We start from the raw sequence: 17,050 nt of genomic DNA on the forward strand, positions 1-17,050 counted from the left end.
TGCATCTTCCCCATCATCAAGGCGTTTTTTTTAAACTTCCAGGGGACAATGACACCATGGTTTCATCTTCTTGAAAAATAGGTAAAAATACTTCTTTTGCCCCTTCGATCGCCTGATCAGGCTGGGCACGGCTTTCGGCCAGCGATCGAAAATCAACCACTTGATTGACCCCATATTCAGCCAATTTTGCTTGATCTGCTTTCGTCAGATCACTGATAGCTGCGCTGCGAATCAACTTTTTCTCTTTGATCAGACGTCCATACTTTGTTTGATATCCGCCTAGTTCTCGGACATTCACAGCTTGTTCTAATTCAATCAATTGTGACATTTTCTTTACCTCCCGACTATTTATACTTAAAAGTATAGCAGAAAGCACCTAGTAGATGTAAGAAACTTCCATCTACTTTTTGTGGACAAAAAAAAGAAAGACCACACGCAGTCTTTCTTCGACACAGATCAAATGAACACTTATTCCGCTTCGATCACAGCGGCTGTGTCATCCAGCACAGAACGATCCAACTCATTGATACGACTGCTGGTCACAACACCAGCAACCATGCTGTCGCTGACGTTTACCAGTGTCCGAGCCATATCGATCAGAGGTTCCACAGAAATCACGAGTCCAACGATTGCTATTGGCAAGTTCATCGAACCTAAAACGATCAATGAAGCAAAGGTCGCTCCACCACCGACGCCTGCCACACCAAAAGAACTGATCGTGACAACTGCCACCAATAATAAAATAAATTGCCAATCAAATACATTGATCCCCACCGTTGGGGCTACGATCGTTGCCAGCATTGCTGGGTAGACGCCCGCACAGCCATTTTGACCAATGGATAAGCCAAAACTGCCCGCAAAATTTGCTGTTGCTTCATCAACACCCAAAGCTTTCGTTTGTGTTTCAATATTCAACGGCAACGCACCTGCACTCGAGCGAGAGGTAAAGGCAAAACTCAAGACTGGGAAAGCTTTTTTGAAATACGTTACTGGGTTGACCCGTACTGCGATCAACAGCAGTGAGTGGACCAAGAGAACCAAAATCAAGGCTGCATAAGAGGCCAAGATAAATTTACCTAGATTCAAGATCGCCGCAAAATCACTAGATGCCAAGACATTGGTCATCAAAGCCAAGACACCATAAGGCGTTAGACGCAAGACGAGTGTCACGATACGCATCACGATCTTGTACAAACTATCCATCAAGTTGGCAAACGTTTCTGCTTCTTTCGGCGATTTGCGTTTGACCCCCAAGAAGGCGAACCCTACGAAGGCAGAGAAAATGACCACTCCGATCGTACTGGTTGATCGGGTGCCTGCAAAATCAGCAAAGACATTGCTTGGGATAAAGGCTACGATTTGTTGCGGAATCGACAAGTCTTGAACTTGTGTCGAACGTTCCGCCAATTCAGCGATCCGTGCTGTTTCAGTAGCACCTTCTGTAAAGCTGGCACCATCTAAACCAAAGACCATGACCATCGTGATCCCAATCAACGCAGCGATTGCTGTCGTTCCCAACAGCGTTGCCAGGACCGTAAAGCTGATCTTCTTGATTTTTTCGCTTTCTTTCATCTTGGTGAATGCACCAACGATCGATACGAAAATCAAGGGCATGATCAGCATTTGCAGCAAAGCAACATACCCGCTGCCCACCATGGTGATCCATTCCAAAGATTGGGCTACTACATCAGAACCAGTGCCAAAAACCAATTGCAGAATACCGCCGAATACGATACCTGCAAACAATGCACCAAAGACCCGCGTCGAGAATTTCACGTGGCGCTTTTGCAACAAATAGAACCCATAAATAAGGGCAGCAAAAATAAGTACAACAATTACGGTTAACAGATTTGTCATTTGAATCCTCCTAAAATAATATAAGATGACAAAGTCTGTCGAAGGAAGTAAAGGTTCCCAGTGACCATTCTTCAACAGTGCACTCTAATGAGACGTGTGGCATCATTAGTGACCATTCCATTCTAAAGAAGATTCGGAAATCTTACAATAAATAAGTTTCTTGAATGGCTTTTTTCTCAGAAAAAAGCGCACACAATCTATACCAAATCACAAAAAAATGTTATTTTACTCAATCAAATGGGTGTTGTTGTTCCTGTGCCAAACGCGTCTCAACTTTAGCAATTTCTGCCAATAAACGTGCTTCACTTGGGAAGATCATCTCATACTTGCTGGCTAGAATCGTTTGATTGGTGTCGGGCAATGCAAACTTGACCAAACGATCATTCTTCTCTGTGCACAATAAAATCCCTATCGTTGGCTGCTCATCCGCTAGTTTCTCCACCCGATCATAGTAGTTTACATACATCTGCAGCTGACCCAAATCGCCATGGGTCAACTTGCGGGTTTTGATTTCAACGATTACATGCGCCCGCAATAAACGATTATAAAAAACCAAATCAATAAAGAAGGCCTCATCCTCCAATATGATTCTTTTTTGCCGGGCCACAAATGAAAACCCATTGCCTAGTTCAAGCATGAATGCTTCTAAATGATTGATCAATGCGGTTTCTAATTGGCTTTCGTGGTAAGCAGACTGGTCAGGCAGACCTAAGAATTCCAGCACCATAGGGTCTTTGATGATTTCTCGTGGATCTGTCGGCAAACGTTGCTTTCTTGCGACTTGCAATACGGATGCTTTATCCGTAGACATCAACAATCGCTCATACAATAGAGAATTGATTTGCCGTTCTAACTCACGGCCAGTCCAATGATTATTGACGGCTTCTAGTGCATAGTATTCTCGTTTTTAAGGATCATTGATTCGAATCAGCAGACGATATTGTAGCCAGTTCAATTGCGAACGCAGTGCGTTCACTTTTGGATAAACGATATAGAATTGTCTAGCCAGCTCTAACAAACGCTTTGAAAAACCATGCCTATGCTCCTTTGATAACACGATTGCTAAATTATCTATCATATACTTGCCATATGCTGCCCGCTCTTGATTGTCTTGTTCCTCGACAACGATTCTTTGACCAATCTGCCAATACATCAACACTCTTTGAAAATCAATACTGCGAATCGCTTGCGCCTTTGATGTTGAGATGATCTCTTGGATATCAGACAAAATATCCGAATCAAACGTGTGTGCCTCATGTTTATCTGTCATCCTTCGTACTCCTTTCATGTTCATATAAGATTGTTCAGTCCTGAAAACGACTTCCCTTCAGATGATACATAAGTAAGATACGCCATTTACTCAGGAATCGTTTGAATGCACAGCAAAAAGAGCCTTGATTTGGTTCCATCAAGACTCCTTTATTGCGATCATCTAATTATACAGAAACATGTCCATTGAGGGATTATGCCAATGCACCCATTGGGTCCCACGGTGCCAACACTTTTGGTTCTGCTTCGAAAGCGGCCAATTGTTCTGGTGACAAAAATTCTTTGCGAACGACGATTTGATACGTATATTCATCCATCCATTCATCGCTCATCACGAAGAAGCCATCTGTACCGACTTTTTCACCCCAGCTGTTTTCAACTTTCCATTTAGTGGATTCACCGTCAATGATATCAACACCTGTCAAAACCATGGCATGGGTCATCAAGCTTTCCCCAAAGTCCAAACGTTCCGCTTTTGTCATTGTAAAGTCCACATCAAACAAATCATTCATATCATAGGCATCCAGTGCCATGATCCCAGAATCTCGTGTGGAAGATTGACCGACATCACAACCAAACCATACAGATTCTCCCTGTTCAAGTTGTGCAATGGCCAGTTTTTTGAACGTTGGCATATCGACATTTAAATATTTGACTTCATTACCGCCCACCACATTGCCTAGCATTTCAACTGTATAGGATTTGTTATAAGGCTTGTCTGCTGTTGGAGCATTGATGATGCTGACATATTCATTTAGATCCACACCAACATATTTATCATAGAAGCTTTGCGGTGTTAAGTCACGATCGATATGATAGTTCTTCTCTTCATCGCGGTACTCAAAGTCAAAGGTTTCCGGCGGTGTGCCCAATGAAGTGGCTAAAAAATTATAGACTTCTTGCAGCATTCCTTCTTTGGCCGTTTGGATTTCTGTATCAGATTGACCTGCGTCAACCAATTTACGCAAAGCAACAGCATCTTTACGCAATTTTTTGTTCAAGTAATTGTTGAGGTCACGGGAATTAGAGGAGTTGCTGCTTTCAGGCATGACAGCTTTAGGGACGACCCCGTATTTTTGAAAGATCGAGACGATCATATCCCATTGTCCACCATCTTGTTGTGGTGTTTGCAGCAGAAAAGCCACTTTTCGACTTGTTACAGGTTCTGCAGCAGTGGCCAAAATGTTTTCATAAAAATAATTGGCTTTTTCGTATTTATCCCAAAAGAAGGTGTGGTTTTGAGACAACTCAAAATCTTTCAGCTTGAAATTGTTCAGCATTTTATGGCGGAAAGTATTCAATGCCGCGAACATCCAGCAACGACCAGATTGTTTTTGATTGGCTACTTTTCCTGTCGTGACATCTACTGAAAAGACAGGTACATTCACGATCTTGGCACTGACATTTTCTGCGGAAGCTGTGATCCCATTTTTGACCACACCTCGTTGCAAGGCATTTTGCTTGTTGTTTTCTAGATAAGCTGCGGCAAAGTCAGCAGTTGTTTGTTTAGAAATTTCTGACATATTTTTCCATCCCTTCACATTTCGTTCCTTCTATTCTACGCCTCCCAATAAAAAATGACAACCGTCCAATCAAAGAAATCCACATGCCATTGATTGAAGGATTGTCATTTTATTCCTACAGGATCACATAAAGAGCAGTATGGCCAACAAGCCTGGCAATACAAAGGACAAGCCATTTTCAAATCGACCATACGCTTTTCTTATCGGTTTGCTGGCCAACAAAATGGTCAGCAGTACACTGATCAGAATCAAGGTCACAAAGCCTAACAAGGAAAGATTCAGATCCATAATGTTCAACGCCCGCAAGCCTTTGATAAAAATCCCTTGCAGCAAATAGACCAGCAGCGTATTTTTCCCCCATTTAGTAAAAAACATTCGCTCCCGCGGAACGATCCGCATAAAGCCGATGATGCCAATCAGTCCAATAAGGAAAAACACCCCTCTGAGGGGACCGCCGAACAGCGGATAACTCAAGTAGTCCTCATAGGGTTTCGAACCAAAGACCATGTACTTGTTCATCCCATGGAAAAAGGCAATAAAGCCATAGATGATTGGCAGAAACGTCAAACTAAGCCACCGCATCCCTTTCTTTTGGACGAAGGCCATATCGTTTTTGGGAAAGTAAAAGCCAATGATAAAAAACGGCAGAAAGACAAATGTCCGCTGCAATGTCAAAATTTGGTTTAAAAACGGCAAATAGCCGGCACACAGACTCAAGGCAATACTGATAAAAATAGCCTGCTTTGCAGATAAACGTTGGAAAACAAACAACGACAATTGCCAAAAGAACATACTAAGCAAGAACCACAATGCCCACTGGGGATTGAGCAATTGTATCTTCGGTGTTTCCCGTAAGCCAATCAACCAATAATAAACGATATAAAATATTTGGAAGAACAGATATGGCAGCAAAAACTTTTTGATCAAGATAGTGACCTTCGATCCTCTCGTCAAAGGTTTTGCAAAATAGCCTGATAAAAAAACAAATGCAGGCATGTGGAACGTAAAAATAAAATAGTATAAATCATGGTAAAATTTGTGGTCACCAATAAAAGACTGCAGCAAATGGCTAAAGACCACCAATATCATTAACAAAAATTTCGCATTATCAAAGTAAGCCGTTCTTTGCGATTGGCTCATACTATTTCCTCCTCATTGAATACGCTACGAATAGTTTACGGGAAAGACACTTTAAGTTGTTTACAAAACGATGTAATTTAAACAACAGACATGACAGCTTGCTTACAAGATATTTGCTTTTTTTGTATCCTTTGTATTAATATCAATAATACAAAGGAGTGAAGGCATATGATTTTTTCTATTGCAACCCAAAGCAATCAACCCATCTATCAACAGCTGCGGGAACAAATCATCATTGGTATTGCCAAAGGTGACTTACGATCTGGTGAATTGTTGCCATCTGTACGACAGCTGGCCAATGAAATTGGTATCAACACCATGACTATTTCAAAAGCGTATAACTCATTAAAAGAAGATGGGTTGCTGATTACCGATCGGCGCAAAGGTACCGCAGTGGCCACGCCCAGAACCTTTACAGACAGTGAATCAAGTACGTACCTTCATCAATTAGAAGTACAACTAGCAACTGCGCTGCTACACGGCAAAACCAAAGAGTCATTGCAGCAAGATATCCATACATTATTGGCACAATTTCCTGAAAGGAGTGATTTCGAATGAATCTCATCTTCTTCCCGATTGCATTATTGATGTGTCTGATTTTTGGCTTTAGTCTGCGCTTGGTCAGCAAGCCGCACAAGAATGTCCTCCTGGAAAACACATTCGCACCGGAACACTTGACCCATCCATCTGTCACTCAATTGGTCAAGGCGTACCGCAAGCGCATCTTGCAATTAATGGCTCTATTCAGTGTAGCAAGTCTGCTTTTTTTGTTCAATCTATCTGACTCGATCACCGTAACCTTGTTTTTTGTCTATCTCTTTGCCTTGATTGGTTGCTGTCAATTATTGGAAATCCATTATATAGGGAGATTACGCCAACTGATTGTCGATCAAGCGTGGGTATTGCCCATTGACGCCGTAAGGATCGATACAAAAATCGTTCAAGAGAAAAACCGCAAGATGCTTTCCCTTGGTTGGTTTCTCCCCACACTTGTCCTCATGGTTGGCAGTGGTTATCAAGCATGGCAATCCTCCGATCAAACCACAACTATTGGTGTGTTGCTGCTGAATGGCTGTCTGCTGCTCCTCTTTCTTGCCTTGTGGTGGACGATCCGGCGTTTACCGGTCAGAGGTGTCGCAGGGGATTCGCTGATTGATCAGCAGATCAATGATCTGACCAAATACTATTGGTCCCTGACGGTTGTCGTTTTAGCAACAGGTACGAGCCTGATGCTGTTCATCCCTTTGATCTCGATCAACGCCAACGGATTTTGGGGTGTCTTCATGAGTATCCTATTTATTTTACTGACAATTGGGAGTATTCTATTTACTTTCCTTGCCTTACTGACTTTACGCAAGAAACAAGACCAACTCCTCAACCAGGCAGAAAAACCCAGATATTATGGAGAAGATGTGTACTGGCGTTATGGTGTCTATATCAATCCAAATGATGACAGACTATTCGTTCCCGATCGAATCGGGTTAAACATTGGTATCAACCTAGGCAAGCGCAGTGGTCAAGTGATTGGCATCGGTACGCTGATTGTACTGATTGGTGTCATGCTGATCGCCATCGTCCCCCTTTATCAGTTGGATTTCACTGCTGACGCTTTACAAGGGCAGCTAGTGAAAGAAGAAGTGGTTTTTTCAGCACCCTTTACGACAAAAACCACCGTCCCTGTCTCTGCTATCAAAGACGTTGCTTTGGTTGACGCATTGCCTACCCCGATCATAAAGAAAGTCGGTATGGCAACCAGTGATTATGCAACAGGTTCGTTCTTGGTAGATGGTGAAAGTGCCGACCTCTATGTTGACTTACAGGCACCTGCATTTCTGAGAATCCAAACCACTGACCGTCTCATCTATTATACAAACAAAGATCCAGAGAAGACGATTGCCCTTTACAAGCAATTGTTGCAAAGAGAATAAACAGCGCGTCTTTCAACAAAAAAATCACTGACTGCCGGAGTATGCCATCCGCTGTCAGTAATTTTTTGATTCAATCGTTCTCTTAATTTTACGCAAAAAAAAATAGACCTAGACAGGTCTATCAACTCCGGCAGTAGGACTCGAACCTACGACATCATGATTAACAGTCATGCGCTACTACCAACTGAGCTATGCCGGAATAATCTATAAGTACTATACCAAATAGTCAGATAATTTAGCAAGTCTAATTTTTATTTTTTACTCCTTTTTTTACGTGCTTGATCATGAATGAAACAAAGGAGATTTTCCTTAGATACAGTACAAAATCTGTTTGACAAAGTACGTACTTTACGGTATGCTATATCTTGTGTTAAATAACACGCCGCTTTAGCTCAGTTGGTAGAGCGCATCCATGGTAAGGATGAGGTCGACGGTTCAAGCCCGTCAAGTGGCTTTCTCAAAACAACGTTCTTGGGCGTTGTTTTTTTGTTTGCAGTTAGCACCGATTATTTTCAGTTGCTCCTTGAGTAAATAAAGTCATGAAAAATCGAGTAATCGATTCTTCATGACTTTAAATTGTTACGTATTGATAAATAGATAACGTCGTCTTGATGTAAGCTTGGCCCAACCGTTCAGAAATGACTGTTGTCGGTTCTCTCACAAATAAGACCGATATAATATGTGTATGCTATAACTGATGAAAGATATTTCTTTTTGCATAACTCATATTTCTCTAAAAAAAGATATGAAAATATTTATGACCTTCATGTTTTAACTTTGATATTATTTTTAAATAAATCACTATTTCAACAACGAAAATGATAAACGGTCCATGCATTGCATCACTTTTTCACACTGTTCATTATGTTCATCTGAACAATCATAAATATCAGTGATTCTCAAGAATAACTTCTTAGCCTATTATTTATCCAGTCACCAAAACTAGCTACGTATTCTATAGGGCCTTGTATTATTACTCTGGCTTGTTCTTTAGAAATTACCTGATAAAAGAATTGTCGGTTTTCTCCATCATAGACATTGTTATATTGATTCAACAAATCATTTTTCAAATTTTCAACTAACCTCATACTAGAGATTGGAATATTGATGACGAGTATTGAACCCGTTTTAAAATTATTCTCGTTTTCAAAAAAGTTTGTAACAGGGTTCTCAACTGACTGACCTATAAAACGATACACTTCGGATTTCAAAAATTTCCATTGTCCACCAATCTTTTGCCCTTTTAATTTACCATCAGACAAGTAGTTTCTAATAGTTCTTGTAGTTACTCCCAATGCATCCGCAACTTCAGATACGCTTAGCAAATCGTGATTCATAATTTATCCCCTTACATTAATAATTTTGTTCGCGTATTTCTTAAATGATTTATCATGGGTTGTATATAAAATAATTTTTTCTTGTGATTTGATTGTAATGAAATTCAGTATCGCATTTGCAGATTCTTTATCTATATTACTAATGCTTTCATCTAAAATATATAATTCTGCATCAGATATAACTAATCTACATACTGCAATTCTTTGTTTTTCTCCTCCAGATAAATTCGCACCATTTTCTAATAATACACTATCCCAATGCTTTTCTTTAAGTATCGGACTTAAAATACCAGATGTTTCAATCAAATATTTTTCATCTCTGGTTAGTTTTCTTCCCATTCCTATATTATTTTCTAATGAAGTAGACAAAATCGTTGGATCTTGTGAAATATAAGCAATTTTATTCCTTAAGCTTGAATTTTCCAAGCTGTTAATTTCTACCCCATTGATCTTTATTCCTTTAGATTTTCTAAATTTCAACATCAATCTCAATAGAGAAGTTTTTCCACTACCAGAATCTCCTTCTATATAAACTATATCCCCTTTATTCACTACTTCTTTTAAATTATAATTAAAAATTTGTTTATTTATTAAAAATGATGGGAAATTAAACTCAATATTGTTTATATTTTGTATTTCTATTTCCCCATTTTCTTCACGTAATAAGTCAAGATTATTCTTAATGAACTCATTAGAAATAGTTAAAGATTTATAATCTACATTTGCCTTAGATAAATCACTTAAAGAGGAATAGTACATTGGAATAACGATACTTAGAATAATTAAATTTCCCACAGGAAATTCATTTTGAACAATTAATATACTCGCCCAAATATAAGTCATATTTTGAACCAATTGATTAATAAAGATAATAGCATTACTAGTAACTTGTGCATATTTATTATTATTTGCTAATGAATCATACATTGCAATCATCTTTGGTTTAAGCAGATGTTCTAATGCAGATACATTGGCTTGGGATTTTATATTATCCACATTTGATAATGTCACAATTAAATCTTTATTTGCACTTGCAGCATCTCTTTGCATTTTTTCCATTCTAATAGATAATTGCTTATTAATATGCTTAAAGCCAACTAAATTTAAAGGAAGTAATATCAATAAGAGCAAAAAAATTTTCCATGATATAAATCCAACAATTCCTAGAGATAACAAAATTATAAAACATGACTTTACTATAGTCGACACACTACTAATCAAAAATAAATATAAAGAATCCACTGAAGTAAATATACGATTAATTAAATACGTGGGTTCTTTTTCAATAAAATCATCATAAGAAATTTTAGTCAGCTTACTTATCAGTTTGAACAAATAATTCGAATTAAACTTTGCTGCAAAATTTTCTCTATACACTAGCATGAAAGTCTGCAATAAGAAAGAAAACAACATAACTATAAATATTAATAACATTATATTATATGATAGCTTTATATTATTTTCATTAAAATATTGTATGAATATAGGAGTAATCATTGATGTTAAAGATCCAACAATAACTAGCATACTAGTTATTAATATAAAGCGTTTATTTTCCTTAAGTATATCTTTCATCTTTTTTCCTCTTTTCATTCTTCGTTTTCCTAAACAAGTTTACTATCAACCACCCACAATTGTCAATAGATTCCTAAGAAAAGGAAAAAAATAAAAATAATATTGAAAAAATAGGTGTTTAGTCGGAAAATATATGCAACGGATACTTTCCGTTAATTTAGGAGTTGGATTCTTTAGGAGGAAAATAAATGAAAATATATGAACGTCCTTTCTTAAACAAATTAAGAACGCTTTGCTTAGATTGTGCGTGCGGTAAATTAGTTGGAGGTGGGAAATAATGAAATTCGAATCTCCTCAACTAAAAAAATTAACAAATTTCATTAATCTATCTTGTGCTTGCGGATTACTGATTGGGGGCGGAGCATAAAAATGAACTACAAATATGTAAGCCCTACTTTGCATAAAATAAAAAATAATTGTTTTTTAGAATGTGCTTGTGGAAAACTTAGTGGATATGGCAAATAGGAAAAGGAGACTTATTTATGAGATATAAAAAACCTATATTAAAAAAAATAAATTTATCAAAAACTGAATTAGGTTGTGCCTGTGGCTATCTTGTAGGCTGGGGACAGTAGCATTTATAATCCAACTCCTAAAAAAAATATAAAAGAGGTATAAATTATGATAAACTTCTATGATCACAATGGAAAAGTTATTATTCATAATGATTTAAATAGTTCATGGATAAGCGTGACCCCAGAAGAGTCAAGAAATATAAAATTGTATCTCCAAAACCCTCAAATTAAAATAAAGAAAAAACTTAAAAATTTACTTTCTATATATCAAATATTAGATCAACAAAAATACGATTTATCTGATACATTTGAAGATATTATAGAAAATACTACTCCAAAAACAGTATATTTTGTTACTACTGAAAAATGTAACTTATCTTGTTCATATTGTTATGCTGAAGCTGGTGCATCCAATTCTATCGCTAATGAATTAACTTTAGAAGAATACTCAACTATATTCGATGACTCAATCTGCAACGGTGTCACAACTGTTGTATTTACAGGTGGGGAATTGGGAGAGAAAAAAAATATACACAGTATTATCATGACAGCTCACAAAAAAGGATTGAACTGTAATCTTATAACAAACGGTACCTTAATTTATACTAAAAAGAATGCAGAATTTTTTAGTAAAATTTGTAAAAAAATCACTGTTAGTCTAGACTCACTTAATCCGGAAGAAAATGACCTGAACAGGGGCAAGGGTTGTTACCGTATTGCTAAAAGAGCAATAGATAATTTGCTATTACTTAATTTCCCAAATATTGCTATTAATCAGACAGTAACAAAAGTCAATTTTAATTCACTTTCGCAAATGGAAATTTTTGCCAATGATAACCATATAGAACTAAACACAGGAGCTTTTTGTGAGATGGGAAGAGGAAAAACAGCTAAAAACATATATTCTTTAACTGTTGAAGAAAAAATATATGTGGAAAAGCGGTCTATAAAAAATAAAAAACAAGTGTCTCCTTTCGATATTAAGTTGCACTGTGGCCAAGGTATAGGTGAATTTTCAATAAATCCTATTGGTAACGTATACACATGTAAATTATTAGATACTCCTCACTTTTTACTTGGCAATTTGCGAGTAGATGATTTAAAGACGATATTAGAAAAAGGTAAAAGGAAAATCAATCAAAAACGTTTCTCAGTTTTTGGAAATAAAAAATGCAACACGTGTTCTTTTAATCTTTTATGTGGAGGATCGTGCAGAGCAAGTCATTATTATGCAAATGACGGTGAAGTTGATGACTACATATTTGATGACGAATGCACTGTTGTTAAAGAAATGTTAAAAGAACATATGTACAATTTTTTTGAGGAGGAAGTAACATGTTGAAGATAAAAGAAGAAACAATATATGATATTAGGAAAAATATTATAATTATTTCGAATGGCAATGATGGATTTAAACTGGAAGATAATGTATCAACAACACTTTTTAAAGAACTTGTTCAAAAAGAAAGATGTAGTGAATCTGAATTAATTAAACTAACACTATCAAATTTTTTGATTGAAGAAGTGCAATTAGAAGAAGCTAGAAATGAATTGCATAACTTTATAAATCAATTAATCGAAGAAAACATATTAGAGGTATCTTAATTGAAAGTTCTCACTAGAGGTCATTCTATGTTACCCAATGTTGCCGAGGGTACTGAGTTAACAATCTCACTCTCTTTAGATAATATAAAGGTAAACGATTTAATAGTTTTTAATTCAATAGATAACAGTAAATTGATATGTCATAGAGTTTTAGCTATCCACAAAAATTTTTTTATCTGCAAAGGCGACAATTTTTCATATTTAGATCCAATTGTTCCTGTAGATCATTGTATCGGAAAAGTTACAAATAAAATTGGGAGGAAAAATCTATGTTCTCACAATATTGACATAATAAAATTTTCAAATGAAACAATTGATTTCACTAAAAAAAATGTTCTGATTTTAGATTCCATATCTTTTAATTATATATTACAAAAGTATAGTCAGAAATTGGAAAGTCCAGTCCTCATGGATCAAGATATTAGATTTTATTATGGAAGTTTAGAAAACAAAGAAATTGATTCCATTATAAATTGTTTTTGCTCAATTTATTGTATATAGATTTTATAATCTATAATTTATGTTCCCTTTGAATATCACTAACTAAATGATAATTTTAAATATATAAAGTAGAGTATAATCCATACTTATTGACTTAATAGAATACACTAAGTCAAAATTTTCTTTCTACAAAGTCCTAATATACAGTATATAATATCTTTAAATATTTTGAAAAGCTTTGGGTATGTTTCAGATAAGTATACATTTCAGAATAATCGAAATACGAATAATATATTCTCAATAGGAATTGAAAATATGTGCAGCATATCCTCATTTCAGTAACGAAAATAGTAACGAGTTCATGTAATTCAGTGATTCTCTATGTCTAAAGACACAATTTAAAAACCTATTACACCGCGATTTATATACCTATACATCCTTTAATTCATCCACAAGAACACCATGGTAAGGATGAGGTCGACGGTTCAAGCCCGTCAAGTGGCTTTGGTAGGACAACGTTTATCGGACGTTGTCTTTTTTTGTGCAGTCGCATATATTCACTTACACAATTTTTTGAACTAGTCCTTTTTCGATAGTAAGTCAATCAACTCTTTTTGCTGCTTGGTGACGGTATTCAGATGCTCATTTATTTCATTTTGCCGTGTGTTTTTACGCATCTTTAATTTCATCTGAATATAGTTATTCTTTTTTAACAAATTGATCAAAGCCAATCCATGGGCGATGACAATCACAAGAACTGCAGCGATCACGCAACCAATCAGGCTGTCTTTCAGCAATAAAATCTGGTGCCAACTTTGGCTTAACAATGATGGGATTGCCGCAATTTCATTTGTTTTCTGGATGATACTTCTTATTTGCTCGAGTAGCGAAGCGAGATTGGCTATCAGGCCATCCACTGAAAAACTCGTATCAAAAAAGGCCGAGGTCAATTGTGTCTGTAAATCTCTTATTTCTTGCATACTCAATTGATTCACGCTATGGACAATCGTGCTATAGGTTTGATAGCCCTCTACCCCCATCTTCACGAGTACCACAACTGAAGAACCCACCAATATCAAATACCCTGCAGCCAGAATCTTTTCACTGAGATACCAACGGTCAACACGCAGTTTCCATAAAAAATAACCGACAATGGATAGTCCTGTCACAATGATGAGCAATTCGACAGCGATCCATCCCACCATCTCCATCCCCGTCTGCAGTAGATAGTCTTTCAATGTCTGAAAGCGATCGCTGGCTGAAAAAAACAGCAGCAGAGAACGTATATTTACTTCAAAATAATGCTGCATGATGCCTTTGATCCACATTTGCTGATGTGTAAAAATAAACAAAAAGACAAATAAAAAAATCAGACTACTTACATGAACTATTGAACGATATAAAGTATTTTTTTCTATACGATTGATCACCTCATTCACCTCACCCTTTTCATTCAATTAAAAACAAGTAGGACGCTAATACGAAGAAGTACACCATAACCGCTTTGAATAACCTGATTGAAAGAATCGTGAACAATCAAGTCAATCAGATCTGTTTTTCTATCCTAAAAAAGAACCAAACAGCTACCTTGATGGGTTGATCTGCTTGATTCTCTTCTATTTTTTAAAACATACTTTTGTCTTTTATCAGATACAATTCATTTTACGACTAACACCGTACATTTTGAATGGTTGATTACATAATCCGTCGTTGAGCCGACCACTGCTCTGGTTAACGCACCTTTCCCGGTAGCACCCATGACGATCAAATCGATTGGATAGACCTCTGTCGCGGCATGAATAATAAACCGCTTAGGATCGCCCACCTCAACAATGACTGCTACATCCTCTACCCCTTCTTTATTGGCATCATAAATCTTCTTTAACATCTCTGTTTCAACTTTGGTTTTTTCTTGATCAAACACTTTGGCAAAAGCGTAGGCACTGGTTGATAGTTCTGCATTATTGATCACTGAAAGGATAAACAATTTGGCTTTATTTCTACGGCAAATCACTAGGGCTTCTTGAAAGGCTTTTTCAGACTGCTCTGATCCATCCAATGCAACCAAAACATTTTGACAGTTCGACAACATAGCTATCCCCTCCTTACCTTTATTTTAACAGGTATTGCTATTCATCACCACGATATAGCAAGCGCTTTCGTTAACAACTTAAATCCAAAGCTTTTCTTATGTTTCTACTAACTATCTTCCTGCACGCAAACAATAGGATTATAGTAAAAGAAAAGGATTCGAGGTCTTAGCTATGCGTTCTTTCTTCCAAGCTCTGTTTACACTCTTGCTTTACTTACTCTTATTTATGTGTATCCTTGCGCTGATCGGCTGGCTGTTTTTTAAGATTTTTTGATGGATAATCTAATTATTTTTGGTTTTTCATTTCTCGTGCTACACTCTATTTGTACACTTATTAAAAGGAAGTGCTTTGCTTCCTACACAATTGGAGGTCTTTCTCATGGAACTTGAGATTACACCAGAAGCAGCTGCGCGTTTTCCCAAAAACTACCAGCTGTATATCATCACAAGCAATGATGGATCAAATCAATTTTCTTCAGCTGCGGGCTGTTGTATGATTGGTGAACGTTTTTTGATCACACCTATCACTGAACCACTCCCTCGATATAGTGAGGTGGTTTCAAGCAATCGCTTTACTTTTTTCACATCGACCTATGATCAAATGTTTTTAACCGGCCATTTGATTCTGACAGTACATCCCACATCCGGGACATTGATCTTGAAAAATGAAGGTGGTTACCTCGATAATAACCTGATGCTTGAAAAAGAACCGCAAATCACAACCGTCGAGTCATAAAAAACGGGCTTTTCCTCTCAGCAGGAAAAGCCCGTTTTCTATTTCAGTATTTTCAATAAGTCTATAGGCTGTTGAACAATCGCACGTGCGCCTGCTGCAACTAACTCTTGTCGATCACCAAAACCATATAAGACACCGATCGCCGCCAATTGGTTTTCCTTCGCGCCCTGTATGTCATGTGAACGATCCCCTACCATCACGGTCTTTTGATCAACCGTGGAATGGATGGCTTCTAAAGCATAGGCAATGACGGCTCCTTTAGTGCCTCGCTTGTTCTCCATATCTGCACCGTAGATCCCGTTAAAATATTTCGTGTAGTCCAAATATGCTAGTATCTCCTTTGCAAACACTTCTGGTTTAGACGTAGCTATATAAAGTGCATGCGCCTCAGAGAGCGTAGCCAAAACTTCTGCGATCCCCTCATATGGTGTCACTTGAAACATGCCTTTTTGACGATAATTTTCTCGATAATAATCCACTGCTGTTTTTGCTTCAGTATCGCTAAATCCCAAATTCAAAAAAGACGCATATAATGGCGGCCCCACAAAAGCCCTTAACTGTGTCAAATCTAAAAATGCCCGATTCATTTTTTCCATGGCATATTGGATCGATGAAAAGATTCCCTCACTAGAATCTATGATCGTACCATCTAAATCAAATAATATGGTCGTCAATGTATCACTCCTCGTATCATTCCTATTTATTAGTAGTATAAAGAAAGATCTGTTTGCAAGCAAATCAAAAAAAAAAGTGATCAATCAAGCATAACCTTGACCAATCACTTCTGAAAATAAAAAAAGATAGCCTCAGCTATCAAAAGACTCCGGCAGTAGGACTCGAACCTACGACATCATGATTAACAGTCATGCGCTACTACCAACTGAGCTATGCCGGAATAAAAAAAGAAACGCGTGGCGACGTCCTACTCTCACAAAGGGAAACCCTTCACTACAATCGGCGCTAAGAAGCTTAACTTCTGTGTTCGGCATGGTTACAGGTGTATCCTTCTTGCTATCGCCACCACACTATTCA

17 protein-coding genes, 3 tRNA genes and 1 rRNA gene are annotated in these 17,050 nt (G+C 37.2%); 7 read left to right on the top strand and 14 right to left on the bottom strand.

Annotation, left to right across the window (positions count from 1 at the left end; genetic code table 11):
• Positions 1-16: 16 nt before the first annotated feature.
• The 6 genes from ACYVRS_RS08100 to ACYVRS_RS08125 form a co-directional block, all read right to left on the bottom strand.
• The gene (locus ACYVRS_RS08100) at positions 17-328 is read right to left on the bottom strand and encodes a tyrosine-protein phosphatase (protein ID WP_461203116.1); all 312 of its coding nucleotides are present in this window, start codon (positions 326-328) and stop codon (positions 17-19) included.
• Between the two features lie 140 nt (positions 329-468).
• A complete protein-coding gene (locus ACYVRS_RS08105; protein WP_461203117.1) occupies positions 469-1,857 on the bottom strand; it encodes an L-cystine transporter in 1,389 nt (462 codons plus the stop codon).
• 229 nt (positions 1,858-2,086) lie between these two features.
• Positions 2,087-2,668 carry a PDDEXK nuclease domain-containing protein gene (locus ACYVRS_RS08110; RefSeq protein ID WP_461203118.1) on the bottom strand — a complete coding sequence of 194 codons (582 nt, stop codon included), beginning with the start codon at positions 2,666-2,668 and terminating at the stop codon, positions 2,087-2,089.
• A 96-nt stretch (positions 2,669-2,764) separates the two neighbouring features.
• On the bottom strand, positions 2,765-3,127 hold the full coding sequence (locus tag ACYVRS_RS08115; RefSeq protein ID WP_461203119.1) for a DUF1016 N-terminal domain-containing protein: 363 nt from the start codon (positions 3,125-3,127) through the stop codon (positions 2,765-2,767).
• Between the two features lie 193 nt (positions 3,128-3,320).
• Positions 3,321-4,649 (bottom strand): C1 family peptidase, encoded by a 1,329-nt coding sequence (locus tag ACYVRS_RS08120; RefSeq protein ID WP_461203120.1) that lies wholly within the window; start codon positions 4,647-4,649, stop codon positions 3,321-3,323.
• A 123-nt stretch (positions 4,650-4,772) separates the two neighbouring features.
• Entirely contained in the window at positions 4,773-5,789 is a 1,017-nt protein-coding gene (locus tag ACYVRS_RS08125; RefSeq protein WP_461197917.1) for an acyltransferase family protein, read from the bottom strand.
• Between the two features lie 168 nt (positions 5,790-5,957).
• On the opposite strand from ACYVRS_RS08125, the gene ACYVRS_RS08130 reads away from it, so the two are divergent.
• Both ACYVRS_RS08130 and ACYVRS_RS08135 read left to right on the top strand, forming a co-directional pair.
• Positions 5,958-6,347, top strand: coding sequence for a GntR family transcriptional regulator (locus tag ACYVRS_RS08130; protein ID WP_313538281.1), 390 nt, complete (start codon positions 5,958-5,960; stop codon positions 6,345-6,347).
• A complete protein-coding gene (locus ACYVRS_RS08135; RefSeq protein WP_313538282.1) occupies positions 6,344-7,717 on the top strand; it encodes a hypothetical protein in 1,374 nt (457 codons plus the stop codon). The genes ACYVRS_RS08130 and ACYVRS_RS08135 overlap by 4 nt, the downstream gene beginning before the upstream one ends.
• A 125-nt stretch (positions 7,718-7,842) precedes the next feature.
• Here ACYVRS_RS08135 and ACYVRS_RS08140 read toward each other — a convergent pair.
• Positions 7,843-7,916, bottom strand: a tRNA-Asn gene (locus tag ACYVRS_RS08140).
• 182 nt (positions 7,917-8,098) lie between these two features.
• Between ACYVRS_RS08140 and ACYVRS_RS08145 the strand changes: the two genes are divergently transcribed.
• Positions 8,099-8,171: transfer RNA gene (locus ACYVRS_RS08145), tRNA-Thr, on the top strand.
• 445 nt (positions 8,172-8,616) lie between these two features.
• Here the strand turns inward: ACYVRS_RS08145 and ACYVRS_RS08150 are convergent.
• Both ACYVRS_RS08150 and ACYVRS_RS08155 read right to left on the bottom strand, forming a co-directional pair.
• Positions 8,617-9,054: a helix-turn-helix domain-containing protein gene (locus ACYVRS_RS08150; RefSeq protein ID WP_156233088.1), complete on the bottom strand. Its 438-nt coding sequence runs from the start codon at positions 9,052-9,054 to the stop codon at positions 8,617-8,619.
• 3 nt (positions 9,055-9,057) lie between these two features.
• Positions 9,058-10,647: an ATP-binding cassette domain-containing protein gene (locus ACYVRS_RS08155; protein ID WP_313538284.1), complete on the bottom strand. Its 1,590-nt coding sequence runs from the start codon at positions 10,645-10,647 to the stop codon at positions 9,058-9,060.
• 603 nt (positions 10,648-11,250) lie between these two features.
• Between ACYVRS_RS08155 and ACYVRS_RS08160 the strand changes: the two genes are divergently transcribed.
• The 3 genes from ACYVRS_RS08160 to ACYVRS_RS08170 are packed head-to-tail and all read left to right on the top strand — an operon-like array spanning position 11,251 to position 13,250.
• Positions 11,251-12,486, top strand: coding sequence for a radical SAM protein (locus tag ACYVRS_RS08160; RefSeq protein ID WP_461203121.1), 1,236 nt, complete (start codon positions 11,251-11,253; stop codon positions 12,484-12,486).
• Positions 12,480-12,749 (top strand): hypothetical protein, encoded by a 270-nt coding sequence (locus tag ACYVRS_RS08165; RefSeq protein ID WP_312542976.1) that lies wholly within the window; start codon positions 12,480-12,482, stop codon positions 12,747-12,749. The genes ACYVRS_RS08160 and ACYVRS_RS08165 overlap by 7 nt, the downstream gene beginning before the upstream one ends.
• A 27-nt stretch (positions 12,750-12,776) precedes the next feature.
• Positions 12,777-13,250: a S24/S26 family peptidase gene (locus ACYVRS_RS08170; RefSeq protein ID WP_313538286.1), complete on the top strand. Its 474-nt coding sequence runs from the start codon at positions 12,777-12,779 to the stop codon at positions 13,248-13,250.
• 518 nt (positions 13,251-13,768) lie between these two features.
• Here the strand turns inward: ACYVRS_RS08170 and ACYVRS_RS08175 are convergent.
• Both ACYVRS_RS08175 and ACYVRS_RS08180 read right to left on the bottom strand, forming a co-directional pair.
• Positions 13,769-14,620: a hypothetical protein gene (locus ACYVRS_RS08175; protein ID WP_461197919.1), complete on the bottom strand. Its 852-nt coding sequence runs from the start codon at positions 14,618-14,620 to the stop codon at positions 13,769-13,771.
• A gap of 227 nt (positions 14,621-14,847) precedes the next feature.
• Positions 14,848-15,282 (bottom strand): universal stress protein, encoded by a 435-nt coding sequence (locus tag ACYVRS_RS08180; RefSeq protein WP_313538290.1) that lies wholly within the window; start codon positions 15,280-15,282, stop codon positions 14,848-14,850.
• A gap of 379 nt (positions 15,283-15,661) precedes the next feature.
• On the opposite strand from ACYVRS_RS08180, the gene ACYVRS_RS08185 reads away from it, so the two are divergent.
• Positions 15,662-16,018, top strand: a complete 357-nt coding sequence (locus ACYVRS_RS08185; protein WP_313538291.1) for an iron-sulfur cluster biosynthesis family protein — start codon at positions 15,662-15,664, stop codon at positions 16,016-16,018.
• Positions 16,019-16,056: 38 nt separating this feature from the next.
• Here the strand turns inward: ACYVRS_RS08185 and ACYVRS_RS08190 are convergent, their stop codons facing one another.
• The 3 genes from ACYVRS_RS08190 to rrf all read right to left on the bottom strand — a co-directional run bounded on the left by ACYVRS_RS08190 (position 16,057) and on the right by rrf (position 17,043).
• The gene (locus ACYVRS_RS08190; RefSeq protein WP_313538292.1) at positions 16,057-16,692 is read right to left on the bottom strand and encodes an HAD hydrolase-like protein; all 636 of its coding nucleotides are present in this window, start codon (positions 16,690-16,692) and stop codon (positions 16,057-16,059) included.
• 147 nt (positions 16,693-16,839) lie between these two features.
• Positions 16,840-16,913 (bottom strand) — tRNA-Asn (locus ACYVRS_RS08195).
• 14 nt (positions 16,914-16,927) lie between these two features.
• A 5S ribosomal RNA gene (gene rrf / locus ACYVRS_RS08200) occupies positions 16,928-17,043 on the bottom strand.
• Between the last annotated feature and the right edge of the window lie 7 nt (positions 17,044-17,050).

It is taken from the genome of Enterococcus salsurae (assembly GCF_054784955.1).

Coding starts and splice junctions, on each gene's coding strand:
- ACYVRS_RS08100 (WP_461203116.1), bottom strand. CDS start 328: ATGTCACAATTGATTGAATTAGAACAAGCTGTGAATGTCCGAGAACTA.
- ACYVRS_RS08105 (WP_461203117.1), bottom strand. CDS start 1,857: ATGACAAATCTGTTAACCGTAATTGTTGTACTTATTTTTGCTGCCCTT.
- ACYVRS_RS08110 (WP_461203118.1), bottom strand. CDS start 2,668: ATGTCTACGGATAAAGCATCCGTATTGCAAGTCGCAAGAAAGCAACGT.
- ACYVRS_RS08115 (WP_461203119.1), bottom strand. CDS start 3,127: ATGACAGATAAACATGAGGCACACACGTTTGATTCGGATATTTTGTCT.
- ACYVRS_RS08120 (WP_461203120.1), bottom strand. CDS start 4,649: ATGTCAGAAATTTCTAAACAAACAACTGCTGACTTTGCCGCAGCTTAT.
- ACYVRS_RS08125 (WP_461197917.1), bottom strand. CDS start 5,789: ATGAGCCAATCGCAAAGAACGGCTTACTTTGATAATGCGAAATTTTTG.
- ACYVRS_RS08130 (WP_313538281.1), top strand. CDS start 5,958: ATGATTTTTTCTATTGCAACCCAAAGCAATCAACCCATCTATCAACAG.
- ACYVRS_RS08135 (WP_313538282.1), top strand. CDS start 6,344: ATGAATCTCATCTTCTTCCCGATTGCATTATTGATGTGTCTGATTTTT.
- ACYVRS_RS08150 (WP_156233088.1), bottom strand. CDS start 9,054: ATGAATCACGATTTGCTAAGCGTATCTGAAGTTGCGGATGCATTGGGA.
- ACYVRS_RS08155 (WP_313538284.1), bottom strand. CDS start 10,647: ATGAAAAGAGGAAAAAAGATGAAAGATATACTTAAGGAAAATAAACGC.
- ACYVRS_RS08160 (WP_461203121.1), top strand. CDS start 11,251: ATGATAAACTTCTATGATCACAATGGAAAAGTTATTATTCATAATGAT.
- ACYVRS_RS08165 (WP_312542976.1), top strand. CDS start 12,480: ATGTTGAAGATAAAAGAAGAAACAATATATGATATTAGGAAAAATATT.
- ACYVRS_RS08170 (WP_313538286.1), top strand. CDS start 12,777: ATGTTACCCAATGTTGCCGAGGGTACTGAGTTAACAATCTCACTCTCT.
- ACYVRS_RS08180 (WP_313538290.1), bottom strand. CDS start 15,282: ATGTTGTCGAACTGTCAAAATGTTTTGGTTGCATTGGATGGATCAGAG.
- ACYVRS_RS08185 (WP_313538291.1), top strand. CDS start 15,662: ATGGAACTTGAGATTACACCAGAAGCAGCTGCGCGTTTTCCCAAAAAC.